Source organism: Erwinia rhapontici, assembly GCF_020683125.1.
Lineage (GTDB): Bacteria > Pseudomonadota > Gammaproteobacteria > Enterobacterales > Enterobacteriaceae > Erwinia > Erwinia rhapontici.
Map to the genome: position 1 here is coordinate 4,479,993 of NZ_CP085627.1, position 20,808 is coordinate 4,500,800.

A 20,808-nucleotide genomic window follows, 5' to 3' on the forward strand; every position below is an offset into this window, starting at 1 on the left:
CGCTTTCAGCGCCTTTTTTGTCAGTTAAATTCGGTCTGTAATCTGAGGACCTGTCGGTTAACTTCCGACATCACGCTGTAATGCTGCTTATCTTTGACGCGCGGGATAAGGATCTTGCCTTTATCAAACTCAAACGCGCCGACATCTTTGATATACAGCCGCCCACGGAACAGCGTTTTTACGTATTTAGCGACCTGTAGTGGGTTATATCGCTGGAAGATCTTCATTCTTGTTCAACTCCTGAAGAGTAACTACGCCTCGTCGTTACCAATCTCGGCAGGAACCTGTGAAACGCAAAGTGCCTGTACTATAGAACATCGTTTGCTTCCAATGTTCCTAAAATTGAATTTTTTTACTGTGTTTACACATCATGACAGAACTCTCTGTTACCTGACCGTACACACACAGTATAAACCTTCAATTCGCAGGGATTTGTGCGGTGTGTTGCAAAGATGTTATCCCGATGCGACAGCAGCATCATCCACGCATATTATTTCAGTAGGATGACTTACTGATCAGACCACTACATTCACAGGAGCGACTATGACAGGAATCCGTATTTTCACTGCGCTGCTTTGCCTGCTACTGCCTTTCACCACGGCGGCGCACAACCTTCATGTCGGCGAGCGCGTAGCTGCAGTGGGCGTTGCAGATAAAGGCGAGTTGCTGTTCAAAGAAGAGAAGTTTAGCTACAAAAACTGGAACAGCGCACAACTGGCCGGAAAAGTGCGGGTGATCCAACATATTGCCGGGCGATCTTCAGCAAAAGAACAAAATGCCGCGCTGATAGAAGCGATTAAGGCCGCCAAATTCCCGCATGACCACTACCAGACCACCACCATTGTGAATACTGACGATGCGATCCCCGGCACCGGGATGTTTGTGCGCAGCAGCATTGAAAGCAATAAACAGCAGTTCCCCTGGTCACAGTTTATCGTCGACAGCAATGGCGCAGTGCATCAGGCCTGGCAACTGGCGGGCGGCGGGTCAGCCATTGTCGTGCTGGATAAAGATGCGCGGGTACGCTTTGTTAAAGAAGGTGCGCTGACCCAGGATGAAGTAAAAACGGTGACAGGGCTGTTAAGAGAGTTGTTACATTAGCGCCGTGACATTCGAAAGCCTCTAAAGGGGCCGACCTTTTTTCCGATCGGCCTTTCTTTCAGCATCCCGTGAATCAATAGATCGATACCCGGAAGCCCGGATTTAAGAAGGATTCACGCGGGGTGTAATCCAGCGTTTTACCCTGCCAGTCCGTCACATGAGCACCTGCTGCCAGCGCGACGGCGTGTCCTGCGCCGGTGTCCCAGATATTGGTCGGTCCAAAGCGTGGATAGAGTTGCGCCTGCCCTTCCGCCACCAGGCAGAATTTTAACGATGACCCAATTGCCGTGGTCTGGTGCTCACCCATTTGTGCCAGATACTCTTTCAACTCGTCATCAGATTTAGCATGAGAGCGGCTGATGACCACCAGCGGCGGACGCGCATCCTGCACATGAATCTGCACCCTTTTAGCCCCCTCTTCTTTCCAGGCTTTGCCGCCCTCAGCAGAATACATCACCTTCAGCACCGGCGCGTACACCACGCCCAGCACCGGTTTACCCTGCTGGATCAGGGCGATATTGACCGTGAACTCACCGTTACGTTTGATAAATTCTTTGGTGCCATCCAGCGGATCAACCAGCCAGTATTGCTGCCAGTGCTGACGCACATCCCAACCTGCCGGATCTTCTTCTGACAGTACGGGGATATCCGGCGTCAGCGCCGCCAGTCCGGCGACAATCACTTTGTGTGCGGCAATATCCGCCGCGGTGACTGGTGAGTCATCCGATTTATGCGCCACATCCAGCGGGGCCTCGCCATCATAGACCCGCATAATGGCATCGCCTGCTTCACGCGCCATCTGGCAAATTTTTTCTAACACTGTCCACCTCCTGATTGCCTGACGTTATCACGGCCACCGCTGTGTAAACCTAAACGCTTCTCTATTGAGAATAGCAGTTCACTCTGTGAGTCGTTATACCGTGGGTTACGCACTGGGTTAGCCATTTGTTTTCAACAGCATAACGTACCTGCTGTGAGGTAACACGCTTTCCTGCCATTTTCGACCAGATTGCCCCGCGTCAGGGGCTGTACTGCACCACATGCCCTCCGGAGGGCTAAATACGCGATCGTCATCACAATTTCCTGTCATGACACGACACAATTTCACACTATTCTGAGAGGGTTACGAAAGTTTAATCCAGAACATAAAGGGAAAAGACATGTTCAAGACTTGCCTCACGCTGACGGCTCTACTGGTCAGCCATGCGCTGACGGCCGCCACGGTTGATTTTCGCCTTATGGAAACAACCGACCTGCACAGTAATATGATGGATTTCGATTATTACAAAGACCAGCCGACTGAAAAATACGGTCTGGTCCGTACCGCCTCACTGATTTCCAGCGCACGCCAGCAGGTGACCAATAGCGTACTGGTCGATAACGGCGATGTGATTCAGGGCAGTCCGCTGGGGGACTATATCGCAGCCAAAGGTCTGAAGGACGGCGATGTCCATCCGGTGTATAAAGCGATGAATACCCTCGATTACAGCGTCGGAAATCTGGGGAATCATGAGTTTAACTACGGCCTCGACTACCTGAAAAAGGCCATTCACGGCGCGCGCTTCCCTTATATCAATGCCAATGTCATCGACGTCAAAAGCGGGAAGCCGCTGTTTACCCCTTATCTGATTAAATCCGTTGATGTCCGCGACCGTGACGGCAAAACGCATACCCTGAAGGTCGGCTATATCGGCTTTGTGCCACCGCAGATTATGACCTGGGATAAAACTAATCTGACGGGCAAAGTGACCGTTGACGATATCACAGCAACGGCGAAGAAATGGGTGCCGCAAATGCGCAAGGAGGGAGCGGATATTGTTGTTGCGATCCCTCACTCCGGGCTCTCCAGCGAACCTTATCACGCACTGGCTGAAAACTCGGTTTACTACTTAAGCCAGGTGCCGGGCATTGATGCCATTATGTTTGGTCACGCGCACGCCGTGTTCCCCAGTGCAGACTTTGCCAATATCAAAGGTGCAGACATCTCCCGGGGAACGCTGAACGGCATTCCAGCCGTGATGCCTGGCATGTGGGGCGATCACCTGGGCGTGGTCGATCTGGTACTGAACAATGACGCTGGCCGCTGGCAGGTGAGCAGCGCACGTGCTGAAGCGCGTCCGGTTTATGACAAAGTCGCGAAGCAGTCTCTGGCCCCCGAAGATCCAGCGCTGGTCAGCGTGCTGGCGGCCGATCATGCTGCCACACGGGAATTTGTCAGCCAGCCCATCGGCAAATCAGCGGATGTAATGGCCAGCTATTTGTCGCTGGTACAAGACGATCCGACCGTCCAGATCGTCAATAACGCGCAGCGCGCCTATACCGAACACTTTATTCAGGGCGATCCTGACCTGGCGCATCTGCCGGTACTGGCCGCCGCTGCGCCGTTTAAAGCCGGAGGCCGTAAAAACGATCCGGCCAGCTATGTCGAAGTGGATAAAGGACAACTCACGTTCCGTAATGCCGCCGATCTCTATCTTTATCCGAATACGCTGGTGGTGGTGAAAGCGACCGGGGAACAGGTGAAACAGTGGCTGGAGTGCTCTGCCGGGCAGTTCAATCAGATTGATGTTCATAGCAGCAAACCGCAGTCACTGATCAACTGGGATTTCCGCACCTATAACTTTGATGTGATTGATGGGGTGGACTACCAGATTGACGTTACGCAGCCTGCACGCTATGACGCTGAGTGCGGCTTGATCAATAACCAGGCCTCACGCATTCGCCATCTGACGTTTAACGGTAAACCGATCGACCCGAAGGCAACCTTCCTGATCGCCACCAATAACTATCGTGCTTATGGCGGGAAATTTGCCGGAACCGGGGATAAACAGATTGCTTTCGCTTCGCCGGATGAGAACCGGGCGGTGCTGGCGGCCTATATTGGTGCGCAAACAAAGGAACAGGGAGAAGTGAAACCCCAGGCTGATAATAACTGGCGACTGGCACCGATTCACAGCAGCACGCCGCTGGATATTCGGTTTGAAACGGCACCGGGAGAAAAAGCCGCTGCGTTTATTCGCAGCCATGGGCAATATCCGATGAAGCAGGTGGGAACGGATGAGATTGGTTTTGCGGTGTATCAGTTAAAACCGTAACAACGAGGCACGCCCGACGCATGTCAGTGACGGGCGTGCCGCAGGACTTACAGAATTTCCAGCAGTTCCACTTCAAACACCAGGGTGCTGAATGGTGGGATGGATGCACCCGCTCCGCGCTCGCCGTAAGCGAGGTTGTGAGGGATCACCAGTTCCCATTTGGAACCCACTGGCATCAGAGTCAGTGCTTCGATCCAGCCAGGGATCACGCCACTTACCGGGAACTCAGCCGGTTCGCCACGCTGTACGGAGCTGTCGAACACGCTGCCGTCGATCAGTTTACCGGTGTAGTGTACGCGTACACGGTCCTGACGGGATGGGATTGCGCCCTCGCCCTGAGTCAGAACGCTGAACTGTAAACCGGTCTCGGTGCTGCTGACGCCTTCACGCTGCGCGTTATCTTCCAGGAACTTCTGACCTTCAACTGCCATGGCCTTCTGACGCTCCTGACGGACCGCTTCAGCGCGCTCGTGAACTTCACGCAGGGCACGGTGAACCACATCAACAGGAACGGACGGGGCATTCCCTTCCAGCGCATCGCGCAGACCTGCCAGCAGTGCTTCCGGCAGCAGACCCTGCAAACCAGATTCCTGCAACTGTTGACCGACCTGTAAACCGATACCGTAACTTGCTTGCGCTTCAACGCTGTCAAAAGAAGGGGTTGTCATGGATTTTCCTTTCATCATTGATAAAACCGAAGACGAAGCATAACAGCGCAGACAACAGGCGTAAAATCCCATCTTCCACTGGTGACTTTTCCCCGGGAAACAGAAACAATACCGCTATCACAATTCAGCACCACTGTGGCTCTTAAGCCTATACTTTACGCTTACCCAGGATTGATATCCTGAGCATGAAGGGTTTCGGTTCAGCACATGTATTCAGAGGTTTAAATGGGCCAGATTGCCCGCAGGCGAAGGAAAAAGCCGCTTTTTGTTGCCAGAGTTAAGCAATGGCTGATGAAAAGCTTACCGATAGCGCGAGGTTCGCGTCAGGAGGAAGAGGCCATGCCTAATGCATCGCTCACATCACGCTTACCATTATGGTTCAACCGTCTCTGGCACCTGCCAGACCAGATTCGCTGGATGGACCCGCTGCCACCGCATCATCGGCGCGGGATTATTGCCGCTGTACTGGTGATCCTGCTGGCCTTCCTGTGGCCCGCACCGTCGCCACACCGAGCCGTGACGCCGATGCAGAGTGGCTCGTCCGCCACCGAGGTGCCTTTACAGGCTGAAATCACGGATGCGCCACCTCCCACGCCTGCTACGCCGCAGCAGGATGATCAGGGAACCTGGGGTGAATACACTATTGCTCCCGGTCAGACGCTGGCGCAGTTGTTCCGCGACAATAATCTGCCCGTCAATGATGTGTTTGCGATGGCGCAGGTAGAAGGCAATGACAAACCCCTCAGCACCTTACATGCGGGGCAGACGGTGAAAATCCGCCAGAATGCGCAGGCGATAGTGACGGGATTAACGCTGGAAGGGGCGAATGGCGAGATACTGTTTACCCGACAACCCGACGGGACGTTCTTAAAAGCAAACTAATTAAGTTAAGGCTGCCTGTGGATTTGGCGTTATTGTTGCAGCCCGTTTTGGCACGGACAGCGTGCAACAACCGGAGCGTACACGCAGTACGTGAGGATTGTGAGCACTGCCCGGGCCAAAAATGGCAAATAAAATAGCCAAATTTCAGGCCATACAAACAAAAACGCCGCCCCGAGGGGCGGCGTTCTTTCATGCGATACTAAGGCCGATTAAGCTTCAGCAACGATGTTTACAGTCAGTTTAGCGAAGACTTCGCTGTGAACCTGGAAGTCCACTTCGTGCTCACCGGTAGTACGCAGAACGCCGTTCGGCAGACGAACTTCGCTCTTAGCCACTTCAACGCCAGCCGCAGTTACTGCGTCAGCGATGTCACGGGTACCGATGGAACCGAACAGTTTACCTTCGTCGCCTGCTTTAGACGCGATGGTAACGGTGCCCAGTGCATTGATTTTCTCAGCACGTGCATTAGCTGCAGACAGAACGTCAGCCAGTTTGGCTTCCAGTTCTGCACGGCGTACTTCGAAGAATTCAACGTTTTTCTTAGTAGCAGGAACAGCTTTGCCCTGTGGTACCAGGAAGTTACGAGCGTAGCCCGCTTTAACGTTAACCTGATCACCCAGGCTGCCCAGGTTTGCTACTTTATCAAGCAGAATAACTTGCATTACCTTATCCTCTTAAAGTCGTTAATGGACAGTTGCCGTTACTGATGACGATCAGTGTACGGCAGCAGGGACAGGTAACGCGCGCGCTTGATAGCACGAGCCAGCTGACGCTGGTATTTTGCGCGAGTACCGGTGATACGGCTCGGTACGATCTTACCGCTTTCAGTGACATAATTTTTCAGCGTTGCGATATCTTTATAATCGATCTCTTGAACGCCTTCCGCTGTGAAACGGCAGAACTTGCGACGACGGAAATAACGTGCCATTTGGCTAGTCTCCAGAATCTATCAATTCAATCTGCTCGGCATGCAGTACGAGTTTGTTCAGGCCGTTGCGCCCTTGATGGCTGCAAATAAAACCCTGAACAGTTAGCTGCGTGCCGACCGTTATACTTTGAGTAATCGCCTGATGGGCTTTGCCGCTGATAATCACCGGCATACGGCACCAGGCTTGCCGGTTAAAACCGGCTTCCACCTGCTCTGAACGATGCTCAAGCACGAACTGGCAGTGTGGAATTCCTGACGGGCTGACTTTTCGCATTGGCGTCTTGCACACAGTGCCAGACAGCGTCAGTCGGTTAGCCGTCACGGAAATTACTCTTCAGAATCCCCAGCATCTGCATCATCAGAGGTTTCATTAGCAAAATCTTCGCGACGATCACGACGCTCATCTTTCGCTTTAACCATCGGAGATGCTTCAGTTACCGCGTGCTTAACGCGCATAACCATGCTGCGGATAACGGCGTCGTTGAAGCGGAAGTTAGTTTCCAGCTCATCGATCGCTTCCTGCGGAGCTTCAACGTTCAGCAGAACGTAGTGGGCTTTGTGCAGTTTGTTGATCGGGTAAGCCAGCTGACGACGGCCCCAGTCTTCCAGGCGGTGGATCGTACCTTCTGCACCAGTGATGGTTGCAGAGTAACGCTCGATCATGCCAGGAACCTGTTCGCTTTGGTCAGGGTGAACCATAAATACGATTTCGTAATGACGCATCGAATTTGCTCCTTACGGATTATTCAGCCTCCTGTCGGGGTCAACCGCGGCCCATGGAAGCAAGGAACGTTATAAGCCGTGACCAAATAGTGCCGGGTCACAACCTGAGAATGCGGCTGAAAAATTGACGCGTAATCATACTTGCGGGGAGGGGATAACACAAGGTAAAGATTGGTGTTCAGCAGGGTATTTCGGGGGAACCAGAAAAGAAGGCCCCGCCCTACGGTTGGGGGCGGTCTTTTTCTTCGCGCATCCCCAAAAATTACAAATGATGTTTAAAAAATGCCGTCATGGCGGTCAACGCAGGCGGTGTGATGCGGTGTCCAATGCCTTTTTCCGTCAGGAAGGTCAGATTCGCGTTCTGCCCGCTTTCACGGAGTGCTTTCTCCAGCCTGACGCTTTCAGCGGCGGGAACTACATCATCCGCCTCGCCGTGCCACACCAGCAGAGGCCGGTTAGCCAGTTTATCGAGCTGATGGCTGACCTCATATTCCGCCAGCGGCGCCAGTCGTTCAGCCAGTGTTTTGCGCTCATCCGGGCTACGCGCAACAAACGGCGGAAACAGTGTCTGTGCCAGTTGGCTGAAATAGCCTGATCCCATCATACAGGCCGCGCTGCGCAGCTGTGGGTAGCGAGCCAGTGCGCCCAGCACGGTCATCCCGCCCATCGACGCTCCGGCGACCGCCAGCCGTGCGCCATCCACGAGTTTCTGTTCACGCAGCGCTCGTTCAATATCCGGTAATTCGTCAATATTGCTGCGCAGGATCTCCCAGAAGTGAGTCACTCGTCGCTCATCGTCACCGTTGTAACGCGCCCCGTGCATATCCGCATCGGGCAGAATGGCACGGAAACCCGCCTGCGCCAGCGCTACAGCAAAGTAGGAATAGACCTCTTTTGACGAGGTGTAGCCATGATAGAACAGCACCGTGGGGAGCGGTTCGTGCATTTTTCCTGCCGGACAGGCATGTAAACATTCGATATTGGCGAAAATTTCTGTGTTGACTTCAATCATTACATCTCCTTGTCAAATTCATCACGGCACGCTCTTTTTTCAGGAACATAGCGCCGCTTTAGGGATTAACAGTAAAAGAGCACTAATGTGATATATCTCACAATAAACTACGCCGAATTCCCACTGAGTTTATAGGGTAAATTTTACCCATCCCCTGCCGTTAACTCGTGTAAGACCCTAACGATTTAAGGCATAACGATGAAACGTCTCTCTCTCAAGACATGGAGTCTGGGCGTAAAACTTTCGGTACTGACCTCGCTGACCGTGGCAGTGCTGTTTATTATTTTAACCCTGACCCTGAGCCACAATGCAGCAAAACAAGTCCATACCCTGACACTGGCCGATATGGATAACCAGGTGGATGGCATCGGCGATATGGCCAGCATGTTTAACACCACCCTGGCTGAAGAAGTCAGCAACTACACCGGATTATTCCAGAGCTTCCTGCCGAAGCGCTTTTCGCTGGATGAATCACAGCACATCGCAGTCGGTGAACAGCAGACACCCACTCTGCGTGCCGGGCTGCGCACCCTGAACCTTGATCAGGTACTGGTAGATGATTTCCAGGAACGTACTGGTGCCATCGCCACCATTTTCGTCCGTACCCAGGACGACGAATTTATCCGCATCTCCACCTCCTTGCGTAAAGAGGATGGTGAACGTGCTATCGGCACCCGGCTTGACCATAGCAGCCCCGCCTGGCAACCGATACAGAAAGGCGAGATTTTTCGCGGTGTCGCCCTGCTGTTTGGCAAGCGCTACATCACCCAGTACCAGCCGGTACGTGATGACGCTGGCCGGGTGATTGCCATCCTGTTTGTCGGTGTAGATATCACGAAACAGTATGCAGTCATCCGCCAAAAAGTGCTGGCGAAGCATCTCGGCGACAGTGGATTTTTTTACGTGCTAAACCGTGCACCGGGGAAACTGAATGGCCACTATCTGTTCCACTCTTCCCTTGAAGGTAAAATGCCGGATCTGCCGCAGGAGGCCCGGCAGCAGCTGTTAAGCCAGCCTCGAGGAACACTGGAAACCACTGACGATAACGGGAAGGAGCGAATCCTCGCCTGGCAATATTTACCGGAGTGGAATTGGGTCGTGGTAGGTGACGTTGACAAGGCCAGCCTGCTGGCACCTGTTCAACAGACACGGAATCTGTTTCTGCTGATCGGTGCCGCATTGGTGGGGCTGTTTGCCGTGCTGTTCGTCTGGATCACTCGCCGCTGGCTGAGCCAGCCACTCCAACAGGTGATCACACTGGCGCGAGAGTATGCGGCCGGTAATTTACTGGCGACATTGAGCACCCGCCGCCAGGACGAAGTGGGACAGTTGATCGTGGCGATTAACGGCATCGGCGACGGGCTGGAGCGCGTTGTCGCTCAGGTACGTCACGCTGCCGATGAGATCGCCAGCGGAACCGAAGCTATTGTGACCAGCAGCAGTAACATCAGCGAGCAGATTACCCGCCAGGCCAGCAGCGTTGAGGAAACGTCCGCGAGTATGGAGCAGCTTGGCGCCACGGTGGAACAGAACGCCGGGAATGTCACTCAGGCACTGCGCCTGGTTGGTGAAGCAGCCGAGGCAGTTAGCAAAGGCTCAGCCACCGTTGGCCAGTCGGTAGTCACCATGTCCGATATCAAGACGGCATCACAGGGCATTGCAGATATCACCCAGGTGATCGAGTCGATTGCTTTCCAGACCAATATTCTCGCCCTGAATGCAGCGGTAGAAGCGGCGCGTGCCGGAGAAAACGGGAAAGGCTTCGCGGTGGTCGCTGCCGAAGTACGGGCATTGGCACAACGCAGTGCACATGCGGCCAAAGAGATTGACCATCTGATTGCCGACTCATTGCGTAAAGTGGTGCAGGGGCACGACCTGTCTGAACAAACCCGCCAGGCGATGGATAACATTACCGGGCGCATTGATCAGGTGAAGGCATTAATGAGTGAGATTAACGTGGCCTCACACGAGCAATCGACTGGCATCGGTCATGTTAATATTGCGATGGCACAGATTGGTCAGGCCACGCATCAGAACAGCGAACTGGTGATACATTCTGAGCAGACCGCGCAGGAGCTTAGCCGTAAGGGACATCACCTTAACGAACTGGTACAGGTGTTTAACGTCAAGTCATAAACTGGCGTACACTGATTGTCGGTATCTTGTTGAGATGATGACGATGCGTCTGATAACCGCTTTGCTGTTTGCCCTGTTGTTAAGCGGCTGTAGCGTGCTGAAAAGTACGCCGCAGCCTCCCCCGCCGCCTGGCGCACAGGCGGTAGAGATCAACCGTGCGCAAAGTGCCGCTTTGCCACGCCTCGGTAGTGCCAGCGTGACCGTGCGGGGATCGCCGGATGATGCCGTGCGGGCACTGGCAGCGAAAGCCAATGCCGCCGGCGCACGTTACTATCAAGTGCTGCTGGTCAATGAGACGGTGGCACCGGGTCTGTGGTACGCCAGTGCGATTTTCTATGGGGCAGGTATAACTGACAGTGGCGTGAAGTAATCGGGGAATATCAGAGAATATCGGGGCGCGAACACGCCCCGGACAGTTATTTCGCGCTGCGCTGACGCACCGCTTCAAACAGGCAAACACCTGTGGCAACCGAGACGTTGAGCGAAGAGACGCTGCCCGCCATCGGAATGCTAATCAACTCATCACAGTGCTCACGCGTCAGACGACGCATGCCTTCCCCTTCTGCACCCATCACCAGCGCCATTGGGCCAGTCATTTTGCTCTGGTACAGCGTATGGTCAGCTTCACCTGCGGTGCCCACAATCCACACATTTGCTTCCTGCAACACACGCATGGTGCGCGCCAGGTTGGTGACTCGGATCAGCGGGATATGTTCTGCCGCGCCGCTGGCGACTTTTTTCGCCGTGGCATTCAGCTGGGCTGAACGGTCTTTTGGCAGAATGATCGCATGCACACCTGCTGCATCCGCGCTGCGCATGCAGGCGCCGAGGTTATGCGGGTCGGTCACGCCATCAAGGATCAGCAGGAACGGACTGTCCAGACTGGCCAGCAGATCCGGCAGATCGCCTTCCTGATATTGACGCCCTGGTTTCACACGGGCAATGATCCCTTGGTGAACAGCGCCTTCTGATTTGCTATCCAGTACCTGCTTGCTCGCGACCTGAATAACGATGCCCTGCGCTTCCAGCGCTTTAACCAGCGTCTGCAACCGGCGATCGTCACGCCCTTTCAGGATAAACACTTCCTGGAAACGCTGTGGATCGCTGTCGAGCAGCGCCTGTACGGCGTGGATACCAAAAACAATTTCACTCATTTCATTGACTCAGTAGTTCGTTATTTGCGCGTGTGCGGGTCAGGCATGCCTGACCCCTACGCTGTAGGGGCGACGCACGCGTCGCCCGGATGCGGTTATGCGCCGTCGGTTTTCTTCGCCCGCTTCGCACGAGTGGCAGCACCGATTTTACGGGTTTTATCCGATGGCTTACGCGGTTTTTTCTCTTTCGCGGCGGCGGGAGCAGCACCGTCAGCGGCTTTGGCCGGACGGAAAGCGCTGTCCGGCTCAAAGTTGGCCCCTTTGCGCGGTGCACGACGGCGGTTGCCGCTGTTCTTCGGTGCCGCACGTTTTTCGCGTTCGCGTTCGGTTTTCCCTTCGCCACGCGGTTTACGGCTGCTTGAGATCAGGGCGAAGTCGATCTTACGTTCGTCCATATGCACCGCATCAACACGCACTTCTACCGTGTCGCCGAGGCGATAGGTACGGCCGCCGGATTCACCGATCAGACGCTGACCTATCGCATCAAAGCGATAGTAGTCATTATCCAGGGTAGACACATGAACCAGACCGTCGATAAACAGGTCAGTCAGACGTACAAAGAAGCCAAACCCGGTCACGCTGGAGATCACGCCAGTAAAGGTTTCCCCGACCTGATCCTGCATAAAGTCACACTTCAGCCAGTCCGCAACATCACGGGTCGCTTCATCCGCGCGGCGCTCTGTCAGCGAACAGTGCTGGCCCAGTTGCAGCATCTGCGGCATCTCGTAGTGGAATCCGCCCGTTGGGGTGGTATTGCCCTGCAAGGTGCCTGCTTCTTTCGCCAGCAGATACTTGATGGCACGGTGTAACAGCAGATCAGGGTAACGACGAATAGGCGACGTAAAGTGCGCATAGGACGCCAGCGCCAGGCCAAAGTGGCCACGGTTTTCCGGGTCATAAACCGCCTGCTTCATCGAACGCAGCAGCATGGTTTGCAGCATCTCGTGATCCTGACGACCTGCGATCTGGCTCAGCAGCGCTGAGTAATCGACCGGCTGCGGCTTATCGCCACCCGGCAGCGTCAGGCCCAGTTCATTCAGCACGGAACGGAAGCTCTTGATGCTTTCATCGCCTGGACGGTCGTGATCGCGGAACAGCGCTGGCTCGTTGTTTTTCTCAACGTAACGCGCCGAGGCAATGTTCGCTAAGATCATGCACTCTTCAATCAGCTTGTGCGCATCGTTACGAGAAACCTGCTCCACGCGTTCAATACGACGATCGGCATTGAAGATAAATTTCGCTTCATCGGTTTCAAACGAGATACCGCCACGCTGTTCACGCGACTTTTCCAGCGCCAGGTACATGCGGTGCAGCTCTTCAAGGTCTTTTACCAGCGGCTCATACTGCTGGCGCAGTTCCTGATGCCCCTGGAGGATGTTCCACACTTTGTTGTACGTCAGACGCGCGAAGGAGTTCATCACCGCTTCGTAGTGCTTATAGCCGGTCAGCTTACCGGTGGAGGAGATGGTCATCTCGCACACCATACACAGACGGTCCACTTCCGGGTTCAGGGAACACAGGCCGTTGGACAGCACTTCCGGCAGCATTGGCACCACCTGAGACGGGAAGTACACCGAAGTACCACGGTTAACCGCTTCATCGTCCAGCGGGGTGCCAGGACGCACGTAGTAGCTCACGTCGGCGATCGCTACCCACAGACGCCAGCCGCCGCCGCGTTTACGTTCACAGAAAACGGCGTCATCAAAGTCACGTGCGTCTTCGCCATCGATGGTCACCAGCGGCAGATCGCGCAGATCAACGCGGCCCTGTTTGGCATCTTCCGGCACTTCTTCGCTCAGATGAGCAATCTGTTTTTCCAGCGCTTCCGGCCATTCATGCGGAATATCATGGGTGCGCAGCGCCATATCGACGGCCATGCTGGTGCCCATATTGTCGCCGAGCACTTCAACGACTTTACCCACGGCTTTGCTACGACGGGTGGGACGCTGAGTCAGCTCCACCACCACCACAAAGCCCATGCGAGCACCCATCAGCTCTTCAGCCGGGATCAGGATGTCGAAGCTCAGACGGCTGTCATCCGGCACCACAAAACCTACACCGGAGTCAGTGAAGTAGCGGCCAACAATTTGGGCGTTACGCGGTTCAACCACGCGAACCACGCGTGCTTCGCGGCGACCTTTACGGTCAGCGCCCATGGCCTGCGCGAGGATCATGTCCCCGTGCATGCACATTTTCATCTGTTCGGCAGAGAGATAAAGGTCATCTTTGCTGCCTTCAATGCGTAAGAAGCCGAAGCCATCGCGGTGACCGATGACTTTACCTTTTAACAGGTCCAGGCGTTCCGGCAGCGCGTAGCACTGGCGGCGGGTAAACACTAACTGCCCGTCACGCTCCATGGCGCGCAGGCGGCGACGCAGCGCTTCAGTCTGCTCTTCTCCGCTTATCGCTAATTCTTCTGCCAGCTCTTCACGGCTGGCCGGTTTTTCACGTTTGTCCAGGTGGGCAAGAATGAACTCGCGGCTTGGAATAGGGTTTTCGTACTTTTCAGCTTCTCGTTCCTGAAAGGGATCGTGTGACATCGAGGTTCCTCCGTTGTCAGCTGCTCAGTGAAGGTCTTTCACTCAGCAAAATTTGGTAGAGCGGATTGTTGTTTTCAACCAGGTCGGCCAGGGTGTATTGATCAAGCTCGTGCAGAAAACTCTGTACGGCATCATGCAGCGCTTTTTTCAGGCGGCAGGCTGAGGTGATGTGACAAAAGTCACTGTGACAGTTCACCAACTGCAGGGGTTCCAGCGCGCGTACCACCTGACCAATCACAATATCTTCGGCGGGTTTACCCAAACGGATACCGCCATTTTTGCCACGCACTGCTGCAATGTACCCGGCACGACTAAGGTGATTGATAATTTTGACCATATGATTACGTGACACACCGTAGGTGTCAGTCACCTCACTGATACTGGTCATCTGGCCTGCGGGTAGCGAAGCGAGATAGATCAGCGCACGTAAACCGTAATCGGTGAAACTGGTTAGCTGCACGGTAACCTCAGAGATACAACCGCATATGAAGTTGTGATCCGCTCAAGAATTTGTATGGTTAACAATGATAATAAACCAGCCACGGCTAGCCGGGCCATTTTATTTAAGGTGAGAACGGCAGAAGGGAACGGCAGGAAACCGGTACTAAATAAAAGCTGGCCGGGCAATGCCCGGCCTGAAACGGAATTATGCGTCAAACGGGTCGCGCAGAATCATGGTTTCGCTACGATCCGGGCCGGTAGAAATAATATCAATCGGCACTCCGGTTACGTCTTCAACGCGCTTGATGTAGTCAAGCGCTGCCTGCGGCAGACCTTCCAGCGTTTTCACACCAAACGTCGTCTCCGACCAGCCTGGCATGGTTTCATAGATGGGCTCAATGCCTTCCCAACCCTCTGCTGCCAGCGGGGTGGTAGTGACTTCGCGGCCATCTGGCATACGGTAAGCAACACAGATTTTCACTTCTTTCAGGCCATCCAGCACGTCCAGTTTGGTCATGCAGAAGCCAGAAAGGGAGTTGATCTGAACCGCACGGCGCACGGCAACCGCATCCAGCCAGCCAGTACGACGACGACGCCCCGTTGTGGCACCGAACTCGTTCCCCTGCTTGCACAGGAACTCGCCGGTTTCGTCAAACAGTTCAGTCGGGAACGGGCCAGCACCCACACGAGTGGAGTACGCTTTCACGATACCCAGCACATAGTCAACGTAACGTGGACCAATGCCTGAACCCGTTGCTACGCCACCTGCGGTGGTGTTAGACGAGGTTACATACGGATAAGTACCGTGGTCAATATCCAGCAATGTGCCCTGCGCGCCTTCGAACATGATCAGATCGCCACGCTTACGCGCACCGTCCAGCAGTTCGGAAACGTCAACCACCATGCCAGTCAGGATATCGGCAATCGCCAGGGTATCCGCCAGCACTTTGTCGTAGTCTACCGCTTCAACTTTGTAGTAGTTCACCAGCTGGAAGTTATGGAATTCCATGACTTCTTTCAGCTTTGCAGCGAAGGTTTCTTTGTTGAAGAGGTCGCCAACACGCAGACCACGGCGAGCCACTTTATCTTCATAAGCCGGGCCGATACCACGACCGGTGGTGCCGATGGCTTTCGCGCCGCGCGCTTTTTCGCGAGCAACGTCCAGCGCCACATGATACTCAAGGATCAGTGGGCAGGCTTCAGAAATGAACAGACGCTCGCGTACCGGGAAGCCGCGATCTTCCAGACCTTTCATCTCTTTCATCAGCGCAGCAGGAGACAGCACAACACCGTTGCCGATGATGCTGGTGACGTTCTCACGCAGGATGCCAGATGGAATTAAGTGGAGGACGGTTTTCTCACCGTTGATGACTAGCGTATGGCCAGCGTTATGGCCTCCCTGGTAGCGCACAACGTATTTTGCACGTTCTGTCAGGAGGTCAACTATCTTACCTTTACCTTCGTCACCCCATTGGGTGCCCAGTACGACGACGTTCTTACCCATTTTTCAAAATCACCGATTGCTTAAAAAAGGATTCTACCATCGTCATTTCCCTCTTTCAGCAGTTTTAGCATACGATTGCGTACTTTTTTACCAGTTAGCACTTTGTGCGGCGGGATTACAGTACGCGACACACTTAACCACCATTACCCCGGCTCACCATGTAGTAGATCACCGCACCGGCAACCACCAGACCACCCCCGACTCGCCGCAGCAGGCCATCCGGCATCCGCGCCATGGTGATGATCATCCGCCGCCAGAGGCGCGGATACAGCATCGGGCCTAATCCCTCAAATACCAGCACTAACCCCAGCGCCATCCACACTGTTGCGTTCATGTTATTCACTCACTGTCTTTGCCATTAAAAGAAACATAAAAAAAGGGCCGGAATTTCCGGCCCTTAGAGTGCACTATCAGCGGATTAGCGCGTCGTGGTAGACGGGCTCTTCATAAAGCGGAAGAAGTCGCTATCCGGGCTGAGCACCATGACGTCCTGATTGCTCTTGAAGCTATTTTCGTAAGCACGCAGGCTGCGGATAAACGCATAGAAGTCTGGGTCCTGGCTGAATGCATTCGCAAACAGTTTCGCCACTTCCGCATCGCCTTCACCCTGAGTAATCAGAGCCTGACGGCGCGCTTCAGCCAGTGTACGTTCAACTTCATAATCTGCCTGAGCTCTGACCTTCGCGGCTTCTTCTGCACCCTGAGCACGCTGGCTACGGGCAACAGATTCACGCTCGGCACGCATACGTGCATAGATAGCGTCAGACACTTCCGTTGGCAGGTTAATCTGCTTGATGCGCACATCAACCACCTGGATACCCAACGCCGCCATACTGTTCGGGTTGATAGCCGGTTCGTTGCTGTTCGTCTCGCTTTCAACGCGTTTCGCTACAGATGCAATCGCATCATCGGCGGCTGGCGTTGCCACTTCATCATCCTGGCCTGCACTACCGGTGTTCAGCGCATCACGTACATCAGTCGTCAGACGGCCACGAGAGTCAGTCACGATGTCTTTGACATCCAGACGACCAATCTCAGAACGCAGACGGTCACTGAACTTACGTTTCAGCAGCACTTCGGCCTGAGAGACATCACCACCGCCGGTGGCGAGGTAGTAACGGCTAAAGTCGCTGACACGCCATTTGATGTAGGAATCAACGATCAGGTCTTTCTTCTCTTTAGTGACGAAGCGATCGGCCTGGTTGTCCATCGTCTGAATACGCGCATCAAGTGACTTCACAGATTCCAGGAACGGGATCTTGAAGTGCAGGCCTGGCGCGTAGACCAGAGGTTTATTTTCAGAATCGCGCAGTACTTTACCGAAGCGCATCACAATGCCACGCTGGCCTTCCTGCACAACAAACAGTGACGCGTACAGCACCACCAGCACAACAATCAATAGTACGATTAATGGCTTACGCATCGCTTACTCTCTCCCTTCGCGCTGGGTATCGTTACGCTGAGCATTCACCCGGCGCTGATCCATAATGTCGTCCGGACTGAACGACGAACTGCCGCTGGCGCGCTCGTTACTGCCTGATGCCGGTGGCAGACGCAGCAGACCGCCGCTTCCATCCTGACCACTGGCAGATGCACCGCCCTGGCCACGCATCAGCTGATCCAGTGGCAATACCATCAGATTGCTGCCTTTATCGTTAACCAGCACCTTGCGGGTATGGCCCAGCACGCGCTCCATGGTTTCGATATACAGACGTTCACGGGTAATCTGCGGTGCCGCTTTGTACTCCGGCAGAATACGCGCGAAGCTGTCGACTTCACCCTGCGCTTCCAGTGTGACACGAGATTTGTAGGCACGAGCCTGTTCCAGAATCCCCTGTGCATCACCACGTGCACGTGGCAGTTTGTCATTAGCGTAAGCTTCCGCTTCACGAACAGCCTGCTCACGGTTTTCACGTGCAGCAATCGCATCATCGAAGGAGGCTTTCACATCTTCCGGCGGACGCGCTGTCTGGAAGTTGACGTCCAGAAGGGTAATACCCATATCGTACGGACGCACAGTTTCTTCCAGCTCACGCTGGGTTTCGCTACGCACCACGGTACGGCCTTCGGTCAGAATACGGTCCATGGTTGAACGACCGATAACGCCACGCAGGGCGCTGTCGGTTGCCTGACGCAGGCTGTCATCAGCGCTGGTCACAGCAAACAGATAACGTTCCGGGTTGGTCACGCGGTACTGCACGTTCATCTCAACGCGCACAACGTTTTCATCAGAGGTCAGCATGGTGCCGGAAGCCGACAGCTCACGCACCGCCTCCACGTTCACCGCACGCACCTGATCAACGAAGGTCGGTTTCCAGTTCAGACCCGGCTCGACCAGATGACTGAACTTCCCGAAGCGTGTTACCACGCCGCGCTCGGCCTCTTTGATGGTATAGAAGCCGCTGGCAGCCCAGATAACCACTGCTGCTACCGCCACGATACCGACCAGACGTCCGGCATTGCCGGGTTTGCGCTGGCCACTGCCGTTGCCGTCACCGCCTTTTTTACCACCGCCCAGGCCACCGAGCTTATTGCTCAGCTTACGGAAGATATCATCTAAATCAGGAGGCCCCTTATCGCGCCCTCCTTTATTTCCCCCAGAGTTGCCGCCTTGGTTATTGCTGCTTCCCCACGGGTCGCGGTCCTGTCCGTTATTCCCGGGCTGATTCCACGCCATGTTTATACTCCATTAATTGTGTGTGCGGTGGTATCCCAGGCCGGGATACACGTGTCAGGCAACATCAGTTAAACAATATAATCGACCAGCGAGGGTTCCTGTTTACACAGGCGACGCCAGTCAACGATTGGCATGCGCACATGTAACCCTACGCTACCATCGTCTTCATTCCACTCTTTCTCTATCGCCTGCAACTGGTAAAAGCGGCTACGTAACCGCCCAGCTGCTGGCGGCAGGCGTAAATCATACTGCGCGATTTCACCGGCCAGGCGCTCAGTCAGCGCCTGGAATAACAGTGGAATTCCTTCCCCCGTCTGGGCTGAAAGCCAGACACGGATGGGCAGGTTTTCTTCATCACGGTCGATACGCGGAACAAAATCATCCAGCATATCGATTTTATTCATCACCAGCAGGCTGGGGATTTCATCGGATTCAATTTCTTCCAACACCACGTTGACCGCTTCGATGTTGTCATCAAGCCGGGCATCCGCTGCATCAATCACGTGCAGCAACAGCGTCGCCTCACGGGTTTCCTGCAACGTGGCTTTAAAAGCCGCCACCAGATCATGGGGCAGATGGCGAATAAAACCCACGGTATCGGCCAGTACCACTTCGCCCACATCAACCACATCAACACGACGTAACGTCGGGTCGAGGGTGGCAAACAGTTGGTCAGCCACATACACCTCGGAGGTGGTCAGGCGGTTGAATAATGTGGACTTACCGGCGTTGGTGTATCCCACCAGCGAAACGGTTGGGACATCGGCCTTGTTACGGGCCTGCCTGCCCTGCTCGCGCTGCTTAGAGACGCGTTCAAGACGGGAAAGAATCAGCGTAATACGGTTACGCAGTAAACGACGGTCGGTTTCTAACTGGGTTTCACCCGGGCCGCGTAGACCAATACCGCCTTTCTGGCGTTCAAGGTGCGTCCAACCGCGAACCAGTCGCGTGGCAAGGTGACGCAGCTGCGCCAGCTCAACCTGCAATTTACCTTCATGGGTTCGGGCGCGTTGGGCGAAGATATCCAGGATCAGTCCGGTGCGGTCAATGACGCGGCACTCACACAGGGCTTCCAGGTTTCGCTCCTGTGCCGGACTCAAGGCGTGATCGAACAGCACCACGGAGGCACCGCTCTCTTTTACCGCATCGGCAATTTCTACAGCCTTTCCTTCACCGACAAAATATTTGGGGTGTGGCGCCTTGCGGCTGCCTGTAACGACACGCAGCGCTTCTACGCCAGCAGAAGACACCAGAGTTTCAAACTCCTGTAAATCTTCTGTATCTCTGTCTTGCGAGAAATAGATGTGCACCAGTACGGCCTGCTCACCGGCATCATAACGGTCAAACAAACTGAAAACCTCTCGATACTTTGTTAAACCTGCTGCGCGTTGGCCATACTGCGTCAAAACCAGATTCAAAATGCGCGTTCAGCTCACTAAACGGCGTTTTTTGCATGGATTCACTTAATGTCTTAAGCGCAATAAGGAAGCCAGGCGATAGATTCGTTGCCATAAAAATATTGCCAGGACGGGGAACCGGGATTATAAGACTCCCCGTCTTGGAGGGACAGCCACGCTACTTATTCAGCGTCATCACTGTCTTGCTGAGGCTGAGAAGCTGCCCCCTGGTTACTTCCGCTATGATGATAGTTGCTGCTTCCGCCACCTGCATTGTTGCTATGGTGGGAGACCGGACGGGACGGAACAACGGTAGAGATCGCGTGCTTGTACACCATCTGGCTAACCGTGTTTTTCAAAAGAATAACAAATTGATCAAACGACTCGATCTGGCCCTGAAGTTTGATGCCATTTACCAAATAAATCGAAACCGGAACACGTTCGCGACGCAGTGCGTTCAAGAACGGATCTTGCAATGATTGCCCCTTAGCCATTCTATCTTTTCCTTATATGCTTGTTGTTTGTAACTTAAGAACCATAAGGTTCGAAA

General features: G+C 54.3%; 22 protein-coding genes. 5 read left to right on the forward strand and 17 right to left on the reverse strand.

The annotated features are described in order from the left end of the window. Window positions 1–20 precede the first annotated feature (20 nt). Complete coding sequence (locus LJN55_RS20690) at window positions 21–227, reverse strand: DUF1107 domain-containing protein (protein ID WP_133842540.1); 207 nt, start codon at window positions 225–227, stop codon at window positions 21–23. Between the two features lie 316 nt (window positions 228–543). Between LJN55_RS20690 and LJN55_RS20695 the strand changes: the two genes are divergently transcribed. Beyond that, window positions 544–1,101, forward strand: coding sequence for a YtfJ family protein (locus LJN55_RS20695; RefSeq protein ID WP_167864329.1), 558 nt, complete (start codon window positions 544–546; stop codon window positions 1,099–1,101). Window positions 1,102–1,174: 73 nt separating this feature from the next. Here the strand turns inward: LJN55_RS20695 and cysQ are convergent, their stop codons facing one another. Further along, entirely contained in the window at window positions 1,175–1,921 is a 747-nt protein-coding gene (gene cysQ / locus LJN55_RS20700) for a 3'(2'),5'-bisphosphate nucleotidase CysQ (protein WP_200641848.1), read from the reverse strand. 340 nt (window positions 1,922–2,261) lie between these two features. Here cysQ and LJN55_RS20705 point away from each other — a divergent pair, with 340 nt between their 5' ends. Next, window positions 2,262–4,196, forward strand: coding sequence for a bifunctional 2',3'-cyclic-nucleotide 2'-phosphodiesterase/3'-nucleotidase (locus LJN55_RS20705; protein ID WP_227535179.1), 1,935 nt, complete (start codon window positions 2,262–2,264; stop codon window positions 4,194–4,196). Between the two features lie 47 nt (window positions 4,197–4,243). On the opposite strand, the gene fklB is transcribed toward LJN55_RS20705, so the two are convergent. After that, entirely contained in the window at window positions 4,244–4,864 is a 621-nt protein-coding gene (gene fklB / locus LJN55_RS20710; RefSeq protein WP_133842544.1) for an FKBP-type peptidyl-prolyl cis-trans isomerase, read from the reverse strand. Window positions 4,865–5,089: 225 nt separating this feature from the next. Here fklB and LJN55_RS20715 point away from each other — a divergent pair, with 225 nt between their 5' ends. Further along, a complete protein-coding gene (locus tag LJN55_RS20715; protein ID WP_407647763.1) occupies window positions 5,090–5,746 on the forward strand; it encodes an OapA family protein in 657 nt (218 codons plus the stop codon). A 209-nt stretch (window positions 5,747–5,955) separates the two neighbouring features. Here the strand turns inward: LJN55_RS20715 and rplI are convergent, their stop codons facing one another. The 5 genes from rplI to yjfP all read right to left on the reverse strand — a co-directional run bounded on the left by rplI (window position 5,956) and on the right by yjfP (window position 8,409). Then, window positions 5,956–6,408, reverse strand: coding sequence for a 50S ribosomal protein L9 (rplI, locus tag LJN55_RS20720; RefSeq protein WP_133842546.1), 453 nt, complete (start codon window positions 6,406–6,408; stop codon window positions 5,956–5,958). A 38-nt stretch (window positions 6,409–6,446) separates the two neighbouring features. Then, window positions 6,447–6,674 (reverse strand): 30S ribosomal protein S18, encoded by a 228-nt coding sequence (rpsR, locus tag LJN55_RS20725; RefSeq protein WP_062745644.1) that lies wholly within the window; start codon window positions 6,672–6,674, stop codon window positions 6,447–6,449. 4 nt (window positions 6,675–6,678) lie between these two features. Next, window positions 6,679–6,996, reverse strand: a complete 318-nt coding sequence (priB, locus tag LJN55_RS20730; RefSeq protein WP_159336799.1) for a primosomal replication protein N — start codon at window positions 6,994–6,996, stop codon at window positions 6,679–6,681. Window positions 6,997–7,001: 5 nt separating this feature from the next. Then, the gene (gene rpsF, locus LJN55_RS20735; RefSeq protein ID WP_034891402.1) at window positions 7,002–7,397 is read right to left on the reverse strand and encodes a 30S ribosomal protein S6; all 396 of its coding nucleotides are present in this window, start codon (window positions 7,395–7,397) and stop codon (window positions 7,002–7,004) included. A 262-nt stretch (window positions 7,398–7,659) separates the two neighbouring features. Continuing rightward, window positions 7,660–8,409 (reverse strand): esterase, encoded by a 750-nt coding sequence (gene yjfP, locus LJN55_RS20740; RefSeq protein WP_227535180.1) that lies wholly within the window; start codon window positions 8,407–8,409, stop codon window positions 7,660–7,662. 198 nt (window positions 8,410–8,607) lie between these two features. Here yjfP and LJN55_RS20745 point away from each other — a divergent pair, with 198 nt between their 5' ends. Both LJN55_RS20745 and bsmA read left to right on the forward strand, forming a co-directional pair. Next, the gene (locus LJN55_RS20745) at window positions 8,608–10,545 is read left to right on the forward strand and encodes a methyl-accepting chemotaxis protein (RefSeq protein WP_133842549.1); all 1,938 of its coding nucleotides are present in this window, start codon (window positions 8,608–8,610) and stop codon (window positions 10,543–10,545) included. A 43-nt stretch (window positions 10,546–10,588) separates the two neighbouring features. Then, window positions 10,589–10,915, forward strand: a complete 327-nt coding sequence (gene bsmA, locus LJN55_RS20750) for a biofilm peroxide resistance protein BsmA (RefSeq protein ID WP_133842550.1) — start codon at window positions 10,589–10,591, stop codon at window positions 10,913–10,915. A 46-nt stretch (window positions 10,916–10,961) separates the two neighbouring features. Here bsmA and rlmB read toward each other — a convergent pair whose 3' ends face one another. The 9 genes from rlmB to hfq form a co-directional block, all read right to left on the reverse strand. Then, a complete protein-coding gene (rlmB, locus tag LJN55_RS20755; RefSeq protein ID WP_062745656.1) occupies window positions 10,962–11,699 on the reverse strand; it encodes a 23S rRNA (guanosine(2251)-2'-O)-methyltransferase RlmB in 738 nt (245 codons plus the stop codon). Window positions 11,700–11,794: 95 nt separating this feature from the next. After that, window positions 11,795–14,239 carry a ribonuclease R gene (gene rnr, locus LJN55_RS20760; RefSeq protein WP_133842551.1) on the reverse strand — a complete coding sequence of 815 codons (2,445 nt, stop codon included), beginning with the start codon at window positions 14,237–14,239 and terminating at the stop codon, window positions 11,795–11,797. A 16-nt stretch (window positions 14,240–14,255) separates the two neighbouring features. Further along, on the reverse strand, window positions 14,256–14,699 hold the full coding sequence (nsrR, locus tag LJN55_RS20765; protein ID WP_133842552.1) for a nitric oxide-sensing transcriptional repressor NsrR: 444 nt from the start codon (window positions 14,697–14,699) through the stop codon (window positions 14,256–14,258). Between the two features lie 186 nt (window positions 14,700–14,885). Next, complete coding sequence (locus tag LJN55_RS20770) at window positions 14,886–16,184, reverse strand: adenylosuccinate synthase (RefSeq protein ID WP_133842553.1); 1,299 nt, start codon at window positions 16,182–16,184, stop codon at window positions 14,886–14,888. A 133-nt stretch (window positions 16,185–16,317) separates the two neighbouring features. Continuing rightward, entirely contained in the window at window positions 16,318–16,518 is a 201-nt protein-coding gene (locus LJN55_RS20775; RefSeq protein ID WP_133842554.1) for a DUF2065 domain-containing protein, read from the reverse strand. An 84-nt stretch (window positions 16,519–16,602) separates the two neighbouring features. Next, complete coding sequence (gene hflC, locus LJN55_RS20780; RefSeq protein WP_227535181.1) at window positions 16,603–17,607, reverse strand: protease modulator HflC; 1,005 nt, start codon at window positions 17,605–17,607, stop codon at window positions 16,603–16,605. Window positions 17,608–17,610: 3 nt separating this feature from the next. After that, window positions 17,611–18,861 carry an FtsH protease activity modulator HflK gene (hflK, locus tag LJN55_RS20785; protein WP_133842556.1) on the reverse strand — a complete coding sequence of 417 codons (1,251 nt, stop codon included), beginning with the start codon at window positions 18,859–18,861 and terminating at the stop codon, window positions 17,611–17,613. Between the two features lie 68 nt (window positions 18,862–18,929). Continuing rightward, window positions 18,930–20,210 carry a ribosome rescue GTPase HflX gene (gene hflX, locus LJN55_RS20790; RefSeq protein ID WP_133842557.1) on the reverse strand — a complete coding sequence of 427 codons (1,281 nt, stop codon included), beginning with the start codon at window positions 20,208–20,210 and terminating at the stop codon, window positions 18,930–18,932. Window positions 20,211–20,440: 230 nt separating this feature from the next. Beyond that, on the reverse strand, window positions 20,441–20,752 hold the full coding sequence (gene hfq / locus LJN55_RS20795) for an RNA chaperone Hfq (RefSeq protein ID WP_062745674.1): 312 nt from the start codon (window positions 20,750–20,752) through the stop codon (window positions 20,441–20,443). Window positions 20,753–20,808 lie beyond the last annotated feature (56 nt).